This is a genomic window from Curtobacterium sp. MCSS17_015, assembly GCF_003234265.2.
In the GTDB taxonomy this organism is placed as follows: Bacteria; Actinomycetota; Actinomycetes; order Actinomycetales; family Microbacteriaceae; genus Curtobacterium.
The window spans coordinates 914,139-932,469 of record NZ_CP126256.1; the positions used below are offsets into that span (position 1 = coordinate 914,139).

Consider the following 18,331-nt stretch of genomic DNA (forward strand, 5'->3'; position numbering starts at 1 on the left):
GTGGGGCTGCGCAGTCGCGGGGCGCCGCGCAGCAGACCGGACCCAGCACGGCTCCTTACCGTCCTCGACATGCGAATCGCGCGCCGGCCGGGGGCCTTCCTGATGTTCGTCGTCATGTCCGTGCTCGCCGGGCTGCTGGTCGCCGTCGCGGTGACGCCGACGGTGGCGGTGGCGGGCGAGGGGGCCTCGGGGGCCGCGGAGTTCTTCGAGGACCTGCCGAGCTACCTCGACATCCAGACCCCGCAGCAACTCTCGACGGTGTACGCGAAGCAGGGCGGCAAGGACGTCCCGATCGCCTCGTTCTACGCGGAGAACCGCACGGACGTGACGTCCTCGCAGATCGCCGACACCCTCAAGCAGGCCGCGATCGACACCGAGGACCCGCGGTTCCGCGACGAGGGCGGCATCGACGTCGTCGGCACCATCCGAGCCACCATCGCCGACGCCCTGCACGCGGGGGTCCAGGGCGGGTCGAGCATCACGCAGCAGTACGTGAAGAACGTGCTCGTGCAGCAGTGTGAGCAGCTCACCGGCACGGACCCGGCGTCGACCAAGACGAAGGTGGACGCCTGCTACGACAAGGTCGCCGGCCAGACCAAGGCCCGGAAGCTCCAGGAGATCCGGTACGCGATCGCGGTGGACGAGAAGTACACGAAGGACCAGGTCCTGACCGGGTACCTCAACATCGTCGGCCTCGGCGGACGCGTCTACGGGGCGGAAGCCGGAGCGGAGTACTACTTCGGCGTGCACGCGGCGGACCTCTCCCTCGTGCAGTCCGCGACCCTCGTGGCGATCCTCAACAACCCGTCGTACCTGCGCATCGACGAGCCGGACAGCACGGCGAACGGTGCCGCGAACGGGTACCGGCTGACGAAGGTCCGGCGTGACTACGTCCTGCGCCGGATGCACGCCCACGGGACGATCTCGTCGGCGGAGCTGCGCAAGGCCGTGGCGACGCCGATCACCCCGCGGATCACCGACACCGCGAACGGGTGCTCGAGCGCCGCGACGGAGTACGACGCGGGGTACTTCTGCGACGCCGTCCGGTCACAGGTGCTCGCGGACCCCGCGTTCGGCAAGACGGCCTCGGACCGGATCGCGACGCTCGACACGAAGGGGCTGTCGATCCACACCTCGCTCGACCTCGACCTGCAGCACACCGCGCAGGCAGCGCTGTCGTCGTACGTCCCCACCACCATGGCGGGCGTCGACGCCGGCGGCGCGAACGTCACCGTCGAGCCGGGGACCGGGCGCGTGCTGTCGATGGTGCAGAACACGGACTACACGCAGTCGGACGCGCCGGCCGCCGGTGCCACGGCGGTCGACTACAACGCCGACCAGGCCGTCGGCAGCTCGGGCGGCTTCCCGACCGGCTCCACCTACAAGGTCTTCACGCTGGCGGACTGGCTGGCGAACGGACACACGTTGTCCGAGTCGGTGTCGACGACCGAGCACAGGTTCCCGCAGTCGGAGTTCACGAACTCCTGCAGCCCGCTCGGCGGCGAGCCGTGGCAGGTGGCCAACGCCGAGGTCGTGCCGGCGTCGATGAGCGTGCTCGAGGCCACCGTGGAGTCGATCAACACCGCGTTCGGTGCGATGGCGAAGCGACTCGACCTGTGCGGCATCCAGAAGACCGCCGAGGCGATGGGCATCCACCAGGCCGACGGCAGTGCGCCCGACTCGAACCCGGCATCGGTCCTGGGGACGAACCCGCTGTCACCGATCGACCTCGCGGAGGCCTACGCCGGCTTCGCGAACGGCGGCGTCGTCTGCACGCCGACCACGATCGACTCCGTCACGACCGCCAGCGGCGCCACGATCCGACCGACCCCGTCGACGTGCACGCGCGGCGTCAGCGCCCAGGTCGCGGGCACCGTCGACTCCGCGCTCCAGGGCGTGCTGGCGGGGAAGGGGACCGCCGCGAGTGCGGACCCCGGCGACGCGGTGCCCAAGTTCGCGAAGACGGGCACCACCGACGGCGACGAGCAGAACTGGCTCGTCACCTCGTCGACGAAGTACACGAACGCCACGTGGATCGGCAACGTGCAGGGGCACGTGCGGTTGGCGGACTGGCCGTTCCTGCAGGGCAGGACCGGGTACAGCGCGAAGTTCGGGGTCGGCAAGCAGATGATGGCCTACCTGGACGGCGTCATCGGCGGGGACGCGCTGCCGGCACCGGACCCGGCGATGATCGGCACTCGTGTGGCGGCGGGAGCGGCGCCCGGAGCGAGTGCGCAGCAGGGGACGCAGGTGCCGTCGCCGCAGTCGCCGGCGCCGACGAGCCCGGAGTCGGCCGGCGGCGCCGGGCAGGCGGCGCTGCCCGGCGTGGGTGACCCGACCCCCGCTCAGCGCTCCCAATAGACTGGGCGGCATTCCACGAACCGATCGACGGAGCACCATGCCTGACATCACGAGCGAGCAGGTCGCCCACCTGGCGAACCTCGCACGTATCGCACTCACGCCCGACGAGATCGAGAAGATGACCGAGGAGCTGTCACTCATCGTCGACAGCGTCGCGAAGGTCACCGAGGTCGCGACCCCGGACGTCCCCGCGACGAGCCACCCGGTCCCGCTCGAGAACGTCTCCCGCCCCGACGTGGTCGGCCAGACGCTGACCCAGGAGCAGGCGCTCTCCGGCGCCCCCGACTCGGACGGCGAGCGCTTCCGGGTGACCGCGATCCTCGGCGAAGAACAGTAGGCGGAAGAACAGTGACCGACGACATCACCACGCTGAGCGCCGCTGCGCTCGCCGACGCCCTCGTGGCCCGCGACGTCTCGAGCGTCGAGGCCACCCAGGCGCACCTCGACCGCATCGCCGCCGTCGACGGGGACGTCCACGCGTTCCTGCACGTCAACCAGAACGCCCTCGCCGCGGCGAAGTCGATCGACTCGCGCCGTGCCGCCGGGGACGACCTCGGGCCGCTCGCGGGCGTGCCCATCGCCGTGAAGGACGTCCTGTGCACGCAGGACATGCCCACCACCTCCGGGTCGAAGATCCTCGAGGGCTGGGTGCCGCCGTACGACGCCACCCCGGTCGCCAAGCTCCGCCGCGCGGGCCTGGTGCCGCTCGGCAAGACCAACATGGACGAGTTCGCGATGGGCTCGTCGACCGAGTTCTCGGCGTACGGTCCGACCCGCAACCCCTGGGACCTCGACCGGATCCCCGGCGGGTCCGGCGGTGGTTCGGCCGCCGCGGTCGCCGCGCACGAAGCGCCGATCGCCCTCGGCTCCGACACCGGCGGGTCCATCCGCCAGCCCGGTGCCGTCACCGGCACGGTGGGCGTCAAGCCGACCTACGGCGGCGTCAGCCGGTACGGCGCGATCGCGCTCGCGTCGAGCCTCGACCAGATCGGCCCGGTGTCCCGCACCGTCCTCGACGCCGCGCTCCTGCACGACGTCATCGGCGGGCACGACCCGAAGGACTCCACGTCGCTCCGCCAGGAGTGGCCGTCGTTCGCCGCCGCCGCACGGGAGGGCCTGCAGGCCGACTCGCTCCGGGGCGTCCGCATCGGCGTCGTCAAGGAGCTCGCCGGTGGCGAGGGCTTCCAGGCCGGCGTCACCCAGCGCTTCCAGGAGACCGTCGCGCTGCTCGAGTCCGCCGGTGCGGTCGTCGTCGAGATCGACGCTCCGTCGTTCGCCTACGCGATCAGCGCGTACTACCTGATCCTCCCGGCCGAGGCGTCGTCGAACCTCGCCAAGTTCGACTCCGTGCGCTTCGGCCTGCGGGTCACCCCCGAGGGCGGGGCCACGGTGGAGGACGTCATGGCCGCCACGCGTGAGGCCGGCTTCGGTCCCGAGGTCAAGCGCCGCATCATCCTCGGCACGTACGCGCTGAGCGCCGGCTACTACGACGCCTACTACGGCAGCGCGCAGAAGGTCCGCACGCTGGTGCAGCGGGACTTCGCCGCCGCGTTCGACCAGGTCGACCTGCTCATCAGCCCGTCGGCGCCCACCACGGCGTTCAAGATCGGTGAGCGCATCGACGACCCGCTCGCGATGTACCTCAACGACCTCACCACGATCCCGGCGAACCTGGCCGGCGTGCCCGGCATGAGCATCCCGAACGGCCTGGCTCCCGAGGACTCCCTGCCGACCGGTGTCCAGCTGATGGCCCCGCAGCGCGAGGACGCCCGGCTCTACCGGGTCGGCGCCGCCCTCGAGCGCCTGCTCGAACAGCAGTGGGGCGCCCCGCTCATCTCCCGGATCCCGAACCTGGACGCCGCACAGCAGTCCGCCGCAGAGGAAGGTGTCATCTGATGGCCAAGGACGCACTCATGGACTTCGACGAGGCGATCGAGCGGTTCGAACCGGTCCTCGGCTTCGAGGTGCACGTCGAACTCGCGACGGCGACCAAGATGTTCTCGGACGCGCCGAACTTCTTCGGCGGCGAACCGAACACGAACGTGACCCCGGTCGACCTCGGGCTGCCCGGGTCACTGCCGGTCGTCAACGAGCAGGCCGTGCGCTACTCGATCCAGCTCGGGCTCGCGCTCGGCTGCTCGATCGCCGAGAGCTCGCGGTTCGCGCGGAAGAACTACTTCTACCCGGACAACCCGAAGAACTACCAGATCTCGCAGTACGACGAGCCCATCGCGTTCGAGGGCGAGGTCGAGGTCGAACTCGCCGACGGCACGATCTTCCAGGTGCCGATCGAGCGCGCCCACATGGAGGAGGACGCGGGCAAGTTGACGCACGTCGGCGGTGCCACCGGTCGCATCCAGGGCGCCGAGTACTCCCTGGTCGACTACAACCGTGCCGGCGTCCCGCTCGTCGAGATCGTCACGAAGCCGATCATCGGCGCGAAGGAGCGCGCGCCCGAGCTCGGTGCCGCGTACGTGCAGGTCATCCGTGACCTCGTGCGTGCGCTCGGCGTCTCCGAGGCCCGGATGGAGCGCGGGAACCTGCGCTGCGACGCGAACATCTCGCTGCGCCCCTGGGGCCAGGAGAAGCTCGGCACCCGCACCGAGACGAAGAACGTCAACTCGTTCCGGGCGGTCGAACGTGCCATCCGCTACGAGATCCAGCGCCAGGCTGCGATCCTCGCCGCCGGGGGGACGATCACGCAGGAGACCCGGCACTGGCACGAGGACACCGGGCGCACGTCGGCGGGACGACCGAAGTCGGACGCGGACGACTACCGGTACTTCCCGGAGCCGGACCTGCTGCCCGTGGTGCCCGACCCCGCCCTGATCGAGGAACTGCGCGCCGCGCTGCCCGAGGCTCCGGTCGCACGTCGTCGTCGTCTCAAGGGCGAGTGGGGCTTCGCCGACCTCGAGTTCCAGGACGTCGTCAACGGCGGGCTCCTCGACGAGGTCCAGGCCACCCTCGCCGCCGGTGCCGCTCCGCAGGCCGCCCGCAAGTGGTGGACCGGCGAGATCAGCCGCGTCGCCAACGCCCAGGACGCCGCTCCCGGTGACCTCGTGTCCCCGGAGCACGTCGCCGAGGTCATCGCGCTCGTCGAGTCCGGCGACCTCACCGACCGGCTCGCGCGTCAGGTCCTCGAGGGCGTCATCGCCGGCGAGGGCTCGCCGGCCCAGGTCGTCGAGGCACGTGGGCTGAAGGTCGTCTCGGACGACTCGGCGTTGACCGCCGCGGTCGACGAGGCCCTGGCCGGACAGCCCGACGTGCTGCAGAAGATCCGTGACGGCAAGGTGCAGGCCGCCGGCGCGATCATCGGCTCCGTGATGAAGGCCATGAAGGGCCAGGCGGACGCGGCGCGTGTCCGTGAGCTGGTCCTGGAGCGCGCACAGCAGCAGTAGGCACGTCCCCCTGACCGGAGGCCCGTGGCGGATCCGCCACGGGCCTCCGGTCCGTCCGGCGACAGCTGCGCGACCGGTCCGCGTCCGCGTTCCATGGCCTCCGGCTCATCCTGGGGACACGTCAGCGATCCGGTGACAGGATGGAGCGTGTCAGCAACGATCCGAGCCATCGGTACCGCCGTCCCGCGGACCACCCTCGGGCAGGCCGAGGTCCGTGACCTCTTCGCCGCCCAGCCTGGTCTGGGGCGGCTGGCGTCGCGGCTCGTCCCGGCGGCGTTCGGCGCGTCCGAGGTGGAGCACCGGCACAGCGTCCTGCCGGAGCTCGATGCCGCCGCGGCGCCCGGCCCCTTCCGTGATGTGGACGGCGTCCTCACCTCGCCGAGCACCGGGATGCGCAACGACCGGTTCCGCGAGCTCGCGCCACCGCTCTTCGTCGGCGCCGCCCGTGACGCCCTCGACCGCGCCGCCGTCGACCCGGGGACGGTCACCCACGTCGTGACGGTGTCCTGTACCGGGTTCACGCAGCCAGGGCCGGACCTGGCGATCGTGGAGGAACTCGGGTTGCCGCGGAACGTCTTCCGTCAGCACATCGGCTTCATGGGCTGCTTCGCGGCGTTCCCCGCGCTCCGGATCGCCGACGCGTTCGTCGGCGCCGACCCGTCAGCGGTCGTGCTCGTCGTCTGCGCCGAGCTCTGCACGCTGCACGTGCGGAACTCCGAGGACCCGGACCAGATCGTCGCGAACAGCATCTTCGGGGACGGCGCGGCCGCCGCGGTCGTCACCGCCGACGGCCCGGGCCTGCGGCTCGACGCGTTCACGACCATGGTGCTGCCCGAAGGGGCGAGCGAGATGGCGTGGAACATCGGCGACGAGGGCTTCGAGATGGTCCTCAGCACCGCGGTGCCGAAGCTCATCGGTGTGCACGCCGAGGCGGCGGTCGCGCCGCTGCTCGACCCGCGCGGCTGGACGCCGGACGACGTGCCGGTGTGGGCCGTGCACCCGGGCGGCCGGGCCATCCTCGACCGCACGCAGGACGCCCTCCACCTGCCCGACAGTGCGTTGACGGCCAGCCGCACGGTGCTGCGGGAGCACGGCAACATGTCGAGCGCGACGGTCCTGTTCGTCCTCCGGGAGGCGCTGGCGGCGGACCCCGCCGACGGCACCCCCGTCGTCGCGCTGGCCTTCGGGCCGGGGCTGACGGTGGAGGCCGCGGCCCTCACGGTGGTGGAGGCGTGACGGACCGGATCGACCTGTCCACCCGTGCCGTCGACCTGCGGGAACTCATGGACGATCCGGACTGTGACGCCGCGACCCTCGACCGCACCTTCCGACGGTTCGCGGTCGTCAACGCCGCCGTGAGCGGCTGGCGATCCGTGTGGCAGACGCACGTGGTGCCGGCGCTGCCGGCGACCGGCCGGGCACGCGTGCTCGACCTCGGCTGCGGGGGCGGAGACCTCGCCCGGTCGCTGACCCGGTGGGCTCGGGGTGACGGCTTCGACCTCGAGGTCGTCGGTGTCGACCCGGACCCGCGGGCGATCCGGGCGGCCGAGCGGCGGTCCGCGCCCGGGGTCACCTTCCGGCAGCAGTCGAGCGCCGAGCTCGTGGCCGCCGGGGAGCGGTTCGACGTGGTCGTCTCGAACCACGTGCTGCACCACCTCGGCGACACCGAGCGCGACGCGTTCCTGCGCGACTCCGCGGCGCTCGCCGTGTCACGGAGCGTGCACTCCGACATCCGGCGGTCCGCAGCCGCCTACCGGCTGTACGCGGTCGGGTCGGTGCTCGTCACCGCGGGGACGTTCATCCGTGAGGACGGGCTGCGCTCCATCCGACGGAGCTTCACGGTGCCGGAGCTCGCCGCCGCCCTGCCACCCGGGTGGCGCGCCGAGCCGGCGTCCCCGCACCGGGTCCTCGCGGTCAGCGACTGACCCCCCCCGCTGTGGCGAGACAGGGACCCCTACGGCCGCAGCAGCACCTTGATCGCCCGGCGCTCGTCCATCGCGGCGTACGCCTCGGCGGCGTCGTCGAGCGGGAGCTCGAGGTCGAACACGCGGCCCGGGTCGATCGTGCGCGCGAGCACGTCGGGGAGCAGCTCCTCGATGTAGGCGCGGGCCGGGGCCATCCCACCGCCGACCGTGATGTTCCGGGCGAACAAGAACGGCATCGGCAGTTCCGGGTCACCCGCGGGCACGCCGACGTAGCCGACGTTGCCGCCCGGACGGACGACCCGCAGTGCCTGGTCCATGCTCTCCGCCGTGCCGACGGCCTCGAGCGCGCAGTCGGCCAGGTCGCCGCCGAGCAGGTCGCGCACCGCCTGGACGCCATCGTCGCCGCGGGCCTCGACGATGTCGGTCGCCCCGAACTCGCGTGCGAGGGCCTGCCGGTCGGCGTGCCGGCTCATGGCGATGATCCGCTCCGCGCCGAGTCGCGCCGCGGCCAGCACACCCGACAGGCCGACCGCGCCGTCACCGACCACGACGACGGTCTTGCCGGGGCCGACCTCGGCGGAGACCGCCGCGTGGTGTCCGGTCGAGAAGACGTCCGACAGCGTCAGCAGGGACGGCACGAGGTCGTCGTCCACGGGGCCCGGCACGACGACCAGGGTGGCCGCGGCATCCGGCACGCGGACGTACTCGGCCTGCGCGCCGCCGAGCGGGTGGCCGTACGCGTCCGGCGTCACGCCGAAGGTGGAGCGGTGGTCACAGCCGCTCGTCATGCCGTGCGCGCAGGCCTGGCAGGTCCCGTCGTTCGTGGTGAACGGCGCGATGACGAAGTCCCCGACGTGCAGGTCGGTCACCTCGTCGCCGACCTGGTCGACGACGCCGACGAACTCGTGGCCGATCGCGCGCGGCTCCGCGGTGTCGCGGACGCCCCGGTACGGCCAGAGGTCGGAGCCGCACACGCAGGCGGCGGTGATGCGGACGACGGCGTCGGTCGGCTCGATGATCGTCGGGGCGTCACGCTCCTCGACGCGGATGTCGCGAGGGGCGTGGATGACTGTTGCGCGCACGGGGAGTGCCTTCCGTCGTGATGGTGGGGGACCGGCCGGTCGACGTCGTCCGGCCGCCCGTCGACAGTACGCTCGTGCGGGTGGACGAGGACCGGTACGGCAGTGACGTGCTCTCGGGCGACTGGCGCTCGCGCGGCGTGCGGAAGGTGCGGCAGGTGCCGCTCGAACGGGACATGGTGCTCGAGGACCCCTCCTCCGGGTGGGCCGGCGCCGTGGTCGGGCTCGAGGCGGGCACCGTGTCGCTCGAGGACTGGAAGGGCCGCACCCGCGCCTTCCCCTTCACCGGGCAGTTCCTGCTCGAGGGCGAACTCGTCACGCTGACCCGCCCGCAGGCACCCGTCGGCCGCTCCGCCGCCGCGGCGCCGCCGGCCAGGACGAGCGGGCCTGCCGGGAGGCCCGACCCGGCCCCGGCGGTCCGGCGTGCGCCCGAGGGTGGTCGCCTCCGCACCGCGTCCGGGTCGTTCGCGGTCGAGCAGCAGCGCGCCCGCGTGGCCCTGCCGAGCCGGATCATGGTGGAGGGCAAGCACGACGCCGAACTCGTCGAGAAGGTGTGGGGCGCGGACCTCCGGGTCGAGGGCGTCGTGGTCGAGGAGCTCTCCGGCGTCGACAACCTCGCCGACGTCCTCGACGACTTCCGGCCGACCCGGGAGCGCCGGGTCGGCGTGCTCGTGGACCACCTGGTGCCGGGCTCGAAGGAGTCCCGGTTCGCGGACGCCGTGATGCGCGGGAAGTGGGGCGCACACGTGCTCGTCGTCGGGCACCCGTTCGTGGACGTCTGGCAGTCGGTGAAGCCCGCGCGGGTCGGACTGCGCGAGTGGCCGACGATCCCGCGGTCGATCGAGTGGAAAGCCGGCATCTGCCAGGCGCTCGGGTGGCCGCACGCGGAGCAGGCCGACATCGCCCGGGCGTGGCAGCGGATCCTCGGACAGGTGCGGACCTTCGCCGACCTCGAGCCGCAGCTGCTCGGCCGGGTCGAGGAGTTGATCGACTTCGTGACCGAAGCAGCCTGATCCGCTGCCTGCCGGCGGCGCCCCGCGCCTCCCGGCCGAGACGCCGTCGCCGGACCGGCGCGCTCCGACCGACGAGTTCCGTCGTCCGCCCCGAGCCTCGGCGCAGATCCCGGGCGCGCCGCTTACGCTGACGGGATGGACGGCATCGACGGACGCGTGCGGAACGCCGTCGACGTCTGGCTGCGCTGGCTGCCGCGGTGGCAGATCGGCTCCGCCCGCCCGCGCACCCGGATCTGCCGACGCTGCACCGGCTCGCCGGTCGCTGCGGCAGCGGGATTCGGCCCGGACGTGCCGCACCCCGTCCAGCACGCGTTGATCGGTCGGATGTCGGTGATCGTCGAGGACGCCGTCGACGAGTACACTGCGAGGAACCTGCCGCTGCTCCAGCGCGAACTCGAGCGCGCCGCGGCCCGCAGGCGGCGCGCCGGGTACCAGCCGGCCGAGGGGCTCGAGCCGGAGTTCCAGGGCCTCGACGTCGACCCGCAGCCGCAGCCCGGGGAGCCGTTCCTGTTCACGCTCGGTGAGCTCGCCGGCACCGGCGCGAGCGAGCAGGAGCCGCGGGAGCCGCTGTCGGACGAAGCGAAGGCCGCGCTCCGGCACGAGATCGAGCTGTCCGACGAGTGTGCTCGGTCCACCGGCACGGCCGTGTGCCTGGCGCTCATCGACCACCGGGAGCGGATCGCCGAAGCGGTCGAGCGCCTGGTGGAACCGCAGATCGCGGCGCTCGTGTCCGACATGTTCCGCGGGCTGGACGGCCCGGACGAGGGCCGTCGCGGCGGACTGTTCTAGCGCCGGGCGGGGCGCTCCGCGCCGTGCGCCGGGCTCCGGCGGTCCCGGGCACGCAGGACGAGCCGGGCGAGCAGCCGCCACCCGACCAGGAACACCCCGAGCACGATCGTCGTGACGACGACGAACGAGATCGGCAGTGGGTTCCCGTCGACCACGCCCTGGCCGGTGGCGACCCGGATCGCCAGGCCGACGAACACCGTCAGGACCCACACCACGACCCCGGTGGGCCAGGTCGCCAGCGGACGCGACCACGCCCCGGACGTCACGTACGCGATCGCCCAGCCCGCCAGGAACGGGAAGGCGGTCGTCCACAGTCCGAGCGGCGCGAACGGTTCGCCGTGCGAACTCCGCCCGATCACGGCGAACGCCACGATGAGCACGACGTCGACGACCGCCGCGAGCCAACCCCAGGTACGAGTCTCCACACGTCCATCCTCGCAGGCGACCGGGTGTCCACAGGCAGCCGGCTGTTCACCGTCCCGTCACGTGCCGTTGGGACGGCCCTCCCACCATGGAGCGGTGACGACGCTCGAGAGCCCGGCCCCCGCGCCCACCGGGAGGCCCGCCCTCCGTCCGCCACGGGTCGTCGCCTCCCGCGGTGCGCCGCGCGTCCGCCGCGAGAACACCCTGCCGGCCGTCGCGGTCGCCGAGGCGCTCGGCGCGGACGTCATCGCGGTCGACGTGCGCCGCACGGCCGACGACGTCGCGGTGCTGCTGCACGACGCGACCCTCGGCCGGATGTGGGGCGACGGACGCCGGGTGTCGGACGTCTCGTGGTGCGACGTCGCCAGGCTCGGCAACGGGCTCGACCGCATCCCGCGGCTCGACGCCGTGCTCGAACGGTTGGAGGGCTGCTCGGCGACGCTGCTGGTCGGGCTCGCCGACCCCGCCGACGCCGAGGCGGCGGTCCGCACGGTGCAGGGCGTCACCGGCACCGCGGTCGTCGCCTGGCGCGGATCCACCGCCGCGATGCGAGCGGTCCGGGCGCTGCTGCCCGAAGCAGACGTGTGGATGCCGTGGGACGCGCTCGAGCCCCCGACCGCCGCGCACCTGACGGCGCTGCGACCCTCGACCCTCGACCTCGACGTCGCCTTCCTCACGCCGGCGACCGTCCGCGCGGCACACGCACTGGGCCTGTGCGTCGCGGTGTGGACCGTCGACGACCCGGAGCCGACGCGGTGGGCGACACGACTCGGCGCCGACCTGCTCCTCACCGAGGACGTGGCGACCGTGCACGCCGTGCTCGCCGCTGCGGAGCGGGACGGGTGGGACGTACCCCGACGCGAGCCGACCGAGCCGGAGGTCGCCGGGCGTGCGCAGGCCCTGGCCCACCGGATCGCACACGAGGTGATCGCGTTCACCCGGGAGCACCGGGTCAGCACGGACGCCGGGGACGCGGCCGCCCGGGTCGTCGACGTGGACCGGTCGATCGAGCAGCACGTCCGCGGACGGGTCCGGGCAGCGTTCCCGGAGCACGGTTTCACGGGCGAGGAGTACGGCGTCGCCCCCGGGGACAAGCACCGGTGGTACCTCGACCCCGTCGACGGCAGCACCAACCTGGCGAACGGCGTGCCCTGGACGAGCACGTCGCTTTGCCTGACGCGCTCCGGGCGACCCGTCGTCGGCGTCGTCGCGGACCCGTGGCGGGGCGAGGTCCTGGAGGCCCGACGCGGCCGGGGCGCGACCGAACGCGACCGCGTCCTGCGACTCGACGACGCTCCGCGGGCACTGGCCGGTGCCGTCGTCGGCACCGAGCTCGACGGGCACCGGCCGTGGCCCGGCTTCACCGCGTTCGTGGCGGCGCTCGCCGCGAGGTCCTGCTCGGTCCGGGTGACGGGGTCCGGCACGCTGACCATCGCCCAGGTCGCCGCCGGACGGGGGATCGGCGCGTGCACGCCGGCGTTCGACCCGGTCGACCACGGCGCCGCGGTCCTGCTCGTGCACGAGGCCGGCGGCCTCGTCCTGACCCTCGACGGCCCGGTGTCGGAGTTCCCGCCGGTGGGCGCGCCGTTCCTCGTGGCGCACCCCGGCGCGGCCGACGAGTTGCACGAGGTGTGGGCGGCGGCGTTGCGCGGCTCCGAGTCGTGACCGTGACGCTCCGCGGCTGCTTCTGAGCACACACCCAGTCAGCCGGAGCCGTCGGTGCCTACCGTGGGCGCCAGCGGGCACGGTGTCCGCACGAAGGAGCACGTCATGGGATTCCTCGACCGTCTGCTCGGCCGCGAGGAGCGTCCGCAGCAGCCACGACCCGGTGCAGGCCAGCAGGGGTACCAGTACGGCCAGCAGTCCTACCAGCAGCCGTACGGCGCGACCGGACAGCCGTACGGCGCAACCGGACAGCCGTACGGCGCACCGCAGCAGCCGGGCGGTGCCGACGACGAGCGCGCCGTCGCCCGCTACCGCTACCTGCTCCGGACCGCTCCGCCCGAGCGCATCGAGGAGGTCCACGCCGAGGCCTTCGCGCAGCTGACGCCCGAGCAGCGCCGGATGGTCTACGAGGAGTTCACGCGCACCGCACCCGCCGGTGACGCCCCGCGTGGCGACGACCCGCGCTCCCTCGCCCAGTCGGCGACCCGTTCGGAGCTCCGGCAGCCCGGGTACATGGAGCGGTCGCTCGGCGGCATCGGCGGCGGTGGTGGGTTCGGTGGTCGACAGGGTTCCGGCTTCGGCAGCATGCTCGGTGCCTCGCTGCTCGGCACCGTCGGCGGGTACGTGATCGGGTCCGCCCTGATGAGCGCCTTCCTGCCCGACCCCGGTTCGTTCGACGGTGGAACCGATGCAGGGGGTGCGGATGACGGCGGCGCGGGGGACACTGGTGACGGATCCGGCGACGGCGGTGCGACCGACGGCGGCGGGACCGAGAACGCCTCCTGGGGCGATGGTGGATCCGACTGGGGCGGTGCGTCCGACGGCGGTGGGTTCGACCAGGGCTTCAGCGACTTCGGTGGCGGCGACTTCGACGTCTGAGTGACGCCGGTCGCTCCTCCGACCCACTGGTGTCCGGCCGGTCACGAAGGAGCGACATGGCGATCATCGAGGCCTCCGGCCTGACCAAGACCTACCGATCGAAGTCGGGGCCGGTGCACGCCCTGACCGGTCTCGACCTCTCGGTGCCCGAGGGCACCGTCACCGCGCTGCTCGGGCCGAACGGCGCCGGCAAGACGACCACCGTCAAGGTGCTCACCACGCTCGTCGAACCCGACACGGGGTCGGCCCGGGTCGCCGGTGTCGACGTCGTCGCCGATCCCCAGGGCACCCGCCGTGCGATCGGCGTCTCGGGGCAGTACGCCGCGGTCGACGAGAACCTGACCGGGTTCGAGAACCTCGAGATGATCGGGCGGCTGTACCACCTCGGTCGGCGGGCCGCCCGGGACCGGGCGCGCGAACTCATCGACGTCTTCGGGCTGTCCGAGGCGGGCGACCGCCCGGTCAAGGGCTTCTCCGGGGGCATGCGGCGGCGCATCGACCTGGCCGGAGCGCTCGTGATGAACCCGCGCGTGCTGTTCCTCGACGAACCGACGACGGGGCTCGACCCCCGCAGCCGTCTCGCGCTCTGGGGCATCATCGAGGACCTCGTGACCGACGGTGCCACGGTGCTCCTCACCACGCAGTACCTGGAGGAGGCCGACCAGCTCGCCGACGACATCGCCGTGATCGACGACCGCCGGGTGATCGCCGAGGGCACCGCGGACGAGCTCAAGGCGCAGGTCGGCGGGCACCGCGTGGTCGTCACCCTCGTCGACGCCGCGGACGGGGACGCCGCCTCGACCGTGCTCGCGCGGTACGGCACGGGTGACGTCGAGACGAGCGGGGACGGGCGGACCCGGGCGATCGCGGTCGACGCCGGGCCGGCTGCCCTCCAGCGGGTGCTCGCCGACCTCGGTGCGGCCGGGGTCGGACTCCACGACGCGGGCATGCGACGGCCGACGCTCGACGACGTCTTCCTCCGGCTCACCGGGCACGTTGCCACCGAGGACGAGGACGACACGACGACCGTGGCGGGCGGCGGACGGGCCTCCCGGCCTGGCACGAGCGACCGACCACCCGGCGGCGACGACCGGACCACCGTCCCGGCGGACACCACCGGAGCGGAGCACGTCCGATGACCGCCACCACGTCCGCCCTCGGGCGGCAGCTGCCCGTCGTCGTCACCTCGCCGGTCGCGGTCTGGTTCGAGGACGGCTGGACCGTCACGAAGCGGAACCTGACGAAGATCAAGCGGTCGCCGGACATGCTCGTGTTCGCCGTCCTGCAGCCGATCATGTTCGTCCTGCTGTTCAGTCAGGTCTACGGCGGCGCGATCAGCGTCCAGGGCACGGACTACACGCAGTTCCTGATGGCGGGGATCTTCGCGCAGACCGTCGTCTTCGGGGCGACCTTCTCGGGATCGGCCATGGCGCAGGACCTCAAGGAGGGGCTCATCGACCGGTTCCGGACGCTGCCGATGTCGGCGTCCGCGGTGCTCGTCGGGCGGACCAACTCCGACCTGGTGCTCAACGGCATCTCGATGGTCATCATGATGGCGACCGGACTGGCCGTCGGCTGGCGCGTCAACTCGTCACCCCTCGAGTTCGTCGGTGGGCTCGCGCTCCTGCTGCTGTTCAGCTACGCGTTCAGCTGGGTGATGGCGCTGCTCGGGATGAGCGTCAAGTCCCCCGAGGTGATCAACAACGCCTCGTTCATGATCCTGTTCCCGCTGACGTTCATCTCGAACGCGTTCGTGCCGAGCGAGACCATGCCGCTGGTGCTGCGGGTCTTCGCGGAGTGGAACCCGGTCTCCTCGCTCGTGCAGGCCGCCCGGCAGCTGTTCGGCAACGCCGGCTCGGCGCCCGTACCCGACGTCTGGACGATGCAGCACCCGATCGCGACCGTGCTCATCGGCATCGCGGTGATGCTGGTCGTGTTCGTGCCCTGGGCGGTGAACAAGTACACCCGGATCAGCAGCAAGTGACGAGGGCTAGTCGCCGCCGAGGATCGCGTCACGCACCTTCCGGCGCAGCACCTTGCCGATCATCGACCGGGGGAGGTCCTCCACGACCACCACGCGGCGCGGCACCTTGTACGCCGCCAACTGGTCGCGGCACCACGAGCGCAGGGCGTCGGCGTCGAACGAGGCGGGGTCGGACGGGACCACCGCGGCGACGACCTGCTCGTTGCCGGCCTGCGTGATGCCGACCACCGCGACCTCCTTCACGCTGGGGTGCTTGAGGAGTGTGTCCTCGACCTCGGACGGCGAGACGTTGAAGCCGCCCGTGATGATGAGTTCCTTGAGCCGGTCGACGATCCGCACGAAGCCGTCCGCGTCGATCGCGACGATGTCGCCGGTGCGGAACCAGCCGTCGGGGGTGAAGACCTCGTCGGTGGCGTCCGCCTTGCCCCAGTAGCCGCTGAACACCTGTGGCCCACGGACCTGCAGCTCGCCGGACTCATCGGTGCCGAGGACCTTCGTCGGGTCGTCGGGGTCCACCACGCGGCACTCGGTCGACGGCAGCGGGAGGCCGATCGCGCCGAGGCGTCGCGCGTCGGACACCGGGTTCGCCATGAGCACGGGAGAGCACTCGGACAGGCCGTACCCCTCGACCAGGAACCCGCCGGTCCGGGCCTCCCACGGCTCGATGACGTCCTTCGACAGCGGCATGGCACCGGAGATGCCGATGTCGATGCCCTGCAGCGACACCCCGGCGGAGTCGGCGGCGTGCTGCAGTCGGGCGTAGATCGGGGGCACGGCGGGCAGGAACGTCGGCGGACGCTTCTTGATCGCGGCCAGGACGAGCGCGGGGTCGAACGCCGGGAAGAGCACGAGTCGGCCGGCGATGCTCATCGCGAAGGTGAGGCAGAGCGTCAGGCCGTACGCGTGGAACATCGGCAGGACGGCGTGCACGACGCTGCCGTCGCCGGCGCTGATCTGCGGGATCCACGCCCGCGCCTGTGCGGCGTTCGCGAGCAGGTTGCGGTGGGTCAGGACGGCGCCCTTCGGGGTGCCCGTGGTGCCCGAGGTGTACTGGATGAGGGCGACGTCGTCGGTCTCGGGGCGCGGGTGCCGCTTCGACAGCTTCCGGGCGGACACGAGGTCGTCCCAGCGGGTCGTGCCGCTCACCGTGGTGGTGAGCTTCGCCCGGGACTCGCGGGCCTTCGCGACCGGCAGCGAGAGTGCGAGCCGGGTGCTCCGCGGCATCGCCCGGGTCAGGTCGACCGAGACGATCGCGTCGAGGGCGACGTCCTTCGGGAAGTCCTGCAGCGTCGCCACCGATTTGTCCCACGCGATCGCCACCCGGGCGCCGTGGTCCTCGAACTGGTGCCGGAGTTCGCGCGGCGTGTAGAGCGGGTTGTGCTCGACGACGATCGCCCCGAGCCGCAGGACCGCGTAGAACGCGACCACGTGCTGCGGGCAGTTCGGCAACACCAGGGCCACGCGGTCGCCCTTCGTGACGCCGAGCTTCCGCAGGCCGTTCGCCGCACGGGCGATCTGCTCGTCGAGTTCGGCGTACGTCGTCGTCCGCTTGAAGAACTCCAGCGCCACCGCCTTCGGGAAGCGTTCTGCCGACTGCTCGACCAGGTCCGGCAGGGACCCCGTCATCGGCTCGATGTCGTTCGGGACCCCTGAGGCGTACGAGGCAAGCCAGGGACGAGGCGTGTCGATGCTCACGCCGTCCAACCTAGCGGGCGGATCCGAGCCGTTGTCAGGCGCCTTCCGTGGCCGAGGTCAGGGCTCGCTGTCAGGGGCCCGACGGACCATGGAGCATGTCGTTCGTCACCGATGCGTTCCGCACCCGTCTGCAGGCCACGTTCACGGGCAGCACCTCCGGCACCAGCCCCGAGTGGGTCGACGACCTCGAGCAGGGGACCGACGCCGGGTTCTTCGGCCCCGGGTCGGCCACGTGGTCGGTGCACGGCGGCAACCAGACCATCGTCGCCGGCGTGCGCGCGCTGCTCGTCCAGGCGCTGCACCCGGGTGCCCTGGCGGGTGTGGCCGACCACTCCCGCTACCGAGAGGACCCGTTCGGGCGGCTCGCCGGCACGATCCGCTGGATCTACACGGTCACGCACGGCGACACCGCGACGGCCAGGGCGGGGAGCGAGTGGGTGCTCCGGCTGCACGAACGCGTGCGGGGGCAGTACGTCGACGGGCACGGGATCGGCCGACCGTACACGGCGAACGACCCCGACCTGGCGCGCTGGGTGCACCTGGCGTTCACGGACGCCTTCCTCCGGACCGCGCAGCGCTGGGGTGAGCCCATCCCCGGCGGTGCCGACGCGTACGTCCGCGAGTGGGCGATCGCCGGGCGACTCATGCGCGTCGAGGACGCTCCGGAGACCGAAGCCGCACTCCGGGCGCAGATGGACGGCTACCTCGACCGCGGGGAGCTCGCCGTGACGCCCCGGACCCGCGAGGTCCTCCGCTTCATCAAGAACCCGCCGCTCGCGCAGATGCTCCGGCCCGGGTACCGCGCCATCTACCAGGGCGCGGTGTCCACCCTCGACCCGCGGCACCGGTCGCTCCTCGGCGTCCGCACGCCGTCGATCGGCCCGGTCGAACTGCCGGTCGACCGGGCCACGGGACTCGTCCTCGGCGGCATCAGCAGCGTGCTCGGCGCCCAGACGGGCAGCGAGCGCGCTGCACTGGCCCGCATCGCGCGGCTCGAGCGTGAGGCCACGGGAGAGCAGGGCATCGGCGCGGCCTGAGGCTCTCGTCGGCCGCCGGAGCACGGACGCCAGGCCCGGTGTCGGCTGGCCCGGGCCTGCCGCCGCCGTTCCCGGGCCGACGC

At 72.6% G+C, this 18,331-nt stretch carries 16 protein-coding genes; 13 read left to right on the top strand and 3 right to left on the bottom strand.

Features of this window, described 5'->3' with window-relative positions; genetic code table 11:
- Positions 1-69: 69 nt before the first annotated feature.
- From DEJ18_RS04285 to DEJ18_RS04310, 6 genes are all read left to right on the top strand, one after another.
- Positions 70-2,361, top strand: coding sequence for a transglycosylase domain-containing protein (locus DEJ18_RS04285; RefSeq protein ID WP_111209659.1), 2,292 nt, complete (start codon positions 70-72; stop codon positions 2,359-2,361).
- A 37-nt stretch (positions 2,362-2,398) separates the two neighbouring features.
- Positions 2,399-2,698 (top strand): Asp-tRNA(Asn)/Glu-tRNA(Gln) amidotransferase subunit GatC, encoded by a 300-nt coding sequence (gene gatC / locus DEJ18_RS04290; protein ID WP_111080997.1) that lies wholly within the window; start codon positions 2,399-2,401, stop codon positions 2,696-2,698.
- 11 nt (positions 2,699-2,709) lie between these two features.
- The gene (gatA, locus tag DEJ18_RS04295; RefSeq protein ID WP_111080996.1) at positions 2,710-4,257 is read left to right on the top strand and encodes an Asp-tRNA(Asn)/Glu-tRNA(Gln) amidotransferase subunit GatA; all 1,548 of its coding nucleotides are present in this window, start codon (positions 2,710-2,712) and stop codon (positions 4,255-4,257) included.
- On the top strand, positions 4,257-5,759 hold the full coding sequence (gene gatB, locus DEJ18_RS04300; protein ID WP_111209660.1) for an Asp-tRNA(Asn)/Glu-tRNA(Gln) amidotransferase subunit GatB: 1,503 nt from the start codon (positions 4,257-4,259) through the stop codon (positions 5,757-5,759). The genes gatA and gatB overlap by 1 nt, the downstream gene beginning before the upstream one ends.
- A gap of 147 nt (positions 5,760-5,906) precedes the next feature.
- Positions 5,907-6,995, top strand: a complete 1,089-nt coding sequence (locus DEJ18_RS04305; protein WP_111209661.1) for a type III polyketide synthase — start codon at positions 5,907-5,909, stop codon at positions 6,993-6,995.
- Positions 6,992-7,684, top strand: a complete 693-nt coding sequence (locus DEJ18_RS04310; RefSeq protein ID WP_258376847.1) for a methyltransferase domain-containing protein — start codon at positions 6,992-6,994, stop codon at positions 7,682-7,684. Before DEJ18_RS04305 ends, DEJ18_RS04310 begins: the two co-directional genes overlap by 4 nt.
- A 29-nt stretch (positions 7,685-7,713) precedes the next feature.
- Here DEJ18_RS04310 and DEJ18_RS04315 read toward each other — a convergent pair whose 3' ends face one another.
- Complete coding sequence (locus DEJ18_RS04315) at positions 7,714-8,766, bottom strand: zinc-dependent alcohol dehydrogenase family protein (protein ID WP_111209662.1); 1,053 nt, start codon at positions 8,764-8,766, stop codon at positions 7,714-7,716.
- Between the two features lie 80 nt (positions 8,767-8,846).
- Here DEJ18_RS04315 and DEJ18_RS04320 point away from each other — a divergent pair, with 80 nt between their 5' ends.
- Both DEJ18_RS04320 and DEJ18_RS04325 read left to right on the top strand, forming a co-directional pair.
- Positions 8,847-9,776 (top strand): DUF3097 domain-containing protein, encoded by a 930-nt coding sequence (locus tag DEJ18_RS04320; RefSeq protein ID WP_111209741.1) that lies wholly within the window; start codon positions 8,847-8,849, stop codon positions 9,774-9,776.
- A 135-nt stretch (positions 9,777-9,911) separates the two neighbouring features.
- The gene (locus DEJ18_RS04325) at positions 9,912-10,565 is read left to right on the top strand and encodes a spermidine/putrescine ABC transporter substrate-binding protein (protein ID WP_111209663.1); all 654 of its coding nucleotides are present in this window, start codon (positions 9,912-9,914) and stop codon (positions 10,563-10,565) included.
- On the opposite strand, the gene DEJ18_RS04330 is transcribed toward DEJ18_RS04325, so the two are convergent.
- The gene (locus DEJ18_RS04330) at positions 10,562-10,990 is read right to left on the bottom strand and encodes a DUF3054 domain-containing protein (RefSeq protein ID WP_111209742.1); all 429 of its coding nucleotides are present in this window, start codon (positions 10,988-10,990) and stop codon (positions 10,562-10,564) included. The two genes, DEJ18_RS04325 and DEJ18_RS04330, sit on opposite strands and share 4 nt — an antisense overlap.
- A gap of 94 nt (positions 10,991-11,084) precedes the next feature.
- Between DEJ18_RS04330 and DEJ18_RS04335 the strand changes: the two genes are divergently transcribed.
- The 4 genes from DEJ18_RS04335 (at position 11,085) to DEJ18_RS04350 (ending at position 15,516) form a co-directional block, all read left to right on the top strand.
- A complete protein-coding gene (locus DEJ18_RS04335) occupies positions 11,085-12,653 on the top strand; it encodes an inositol monophosphatase family protein (RefSeq protein ID WP_181434121.1) in 1,569 nt (522 codons plus the stop codon).
- Positions 12,654-12,758: 105 nt separating this feature from the next.
- Entirely contained in the window at positions 12,759-13,532 is a 774-nt protein-coding gene (locus DEJ18_RS04340; RefSeq protein ID WP_146241481.1) for a hypothetical protein, read from the top strand.
- 56 nt (positions 13,533-13,588) lie between these two features.
- Positions 13,589-14,671 carry an ATP-binding cassette domain-containing protein gene (locus DEJ18_RS04345; protein WP_111209667.1) on the top strand — a complete coding sequence of 361 codons (1,083 nt, stop codon included), beginning with the start codon at positions 13,589-13,591 and terminating at the stop codon, positions 14,669-14,671.
- Complete coding sequence (locus tag DEJ18_RS04350) at positions 14,668-15,516, top strand: ABC transporter permease (protein WP_111209668.1); 849 nt, start codon at positions 14,668-14,670, stop codon at positions 15,514-15,516. The genes DEJ18_RS04345 and DEJ18_RS04350 overlap by 4 nt, the downstream gene beginning before the upstream one ends.
- A gap of 6 nt (positions 15,517-15,522) precedes the next feature.
- On the opposite strand, the gene DEJ18_RS04355 is transcribed toward DEJ18_RS04350, so the two are convergent.
- Positions 15,523-17,211 carry a long-chain-fatty-acid--CoA ligase gene (locus tag DEJ18_RS04355; RefSeq protein WP_111209669.1) on the bottom strand — a complete coding sequence of 563 codons (1,689 nt, stop codon included), beginning with the start codon at positions 17,209-17,211 and terminating at the stop codon, positions 15,523-15,525.
- Positions 17,212-17,306: 95 nt separating this feature from the next.
- Here DEJ18_RS04355 and DEJ18_RS04360 point away from each other — a divergent pair, with 95 nt between their 5' ends.
- Positions 17,307-18,248, top strand: coding sequence for an oxygenase MpaB family protein (locus DEJ18_RS04360; protein WP_111209670.1), 942 nt, complete (start codon positions 17,307-17,309; stop codon positions 18,246-18,248).
- Positions 18,249-18,331: the final 83 nt, after the last annotated feature.

What these genes read in the sequence shown, in the direction of transcription:
- DEJ18_RS04360 (WP_111209670.1), top strand. Translation starts at nt 17,307, where the DNA reads ATGTCGTTCGTCACCGATGCGTTCCGCACCCGTCTGCAGGCCACGTTC.
- DEJ18_RS04350 (WP_111209668.1), top strand. Translation starts at nt 14,668, where the DNA reads ATGACCGCCACCACGTCCGCCCTCGGGCGGCAGCTGCCCGTCGTCGTC.
- DEJ18_RS04325 (WP_111209663.1), top strand. Translation starts at nt 9,912, where the DNA reads ATGGACGGCATCGACGGACGCGTGCGGAACGCCGTCGACGTCTGGCTG.
- DEJ18_RS04340 (WP_146241481.1), top strand. Translation starts at nt 12,759, where the DNA reads ATGGGATTCCTCGACCGTCTGCTCGGCCGCGAGGAGCGTCCGCAGCAG.
- gatC (WP_111080997.1), top strand. Translation starts at nt 2,399, where the DNA reads ATGCCTGACATCACGAGCGAGCAGGTCGCCCACCTGGCGAACCTCGCA.
- DEJ18_RS04345 (WP_111209667.1), top strand. Translation starts at nt 13,589, where the DNA reads ATGGCGATCATCGAGGCCTCCGGCCTGACCAAGACCTACCGATCGAAG.
- gatB (WP_111209660.1), top strand. Translation starts at nt 4,257, where the DNA reads ATGGCCAAGGACGCACTCATGGACTTCGACGAGGCGATCGAGCGGTTC.
- DEJ18_RS04285 (WP_111209659.1), top strand. Translation starts at nt 70, where the DNA reads ATGCGAATCGCGCGCCGGCCGGGGGCCTTCCTGATGTTCGTCGTCATG.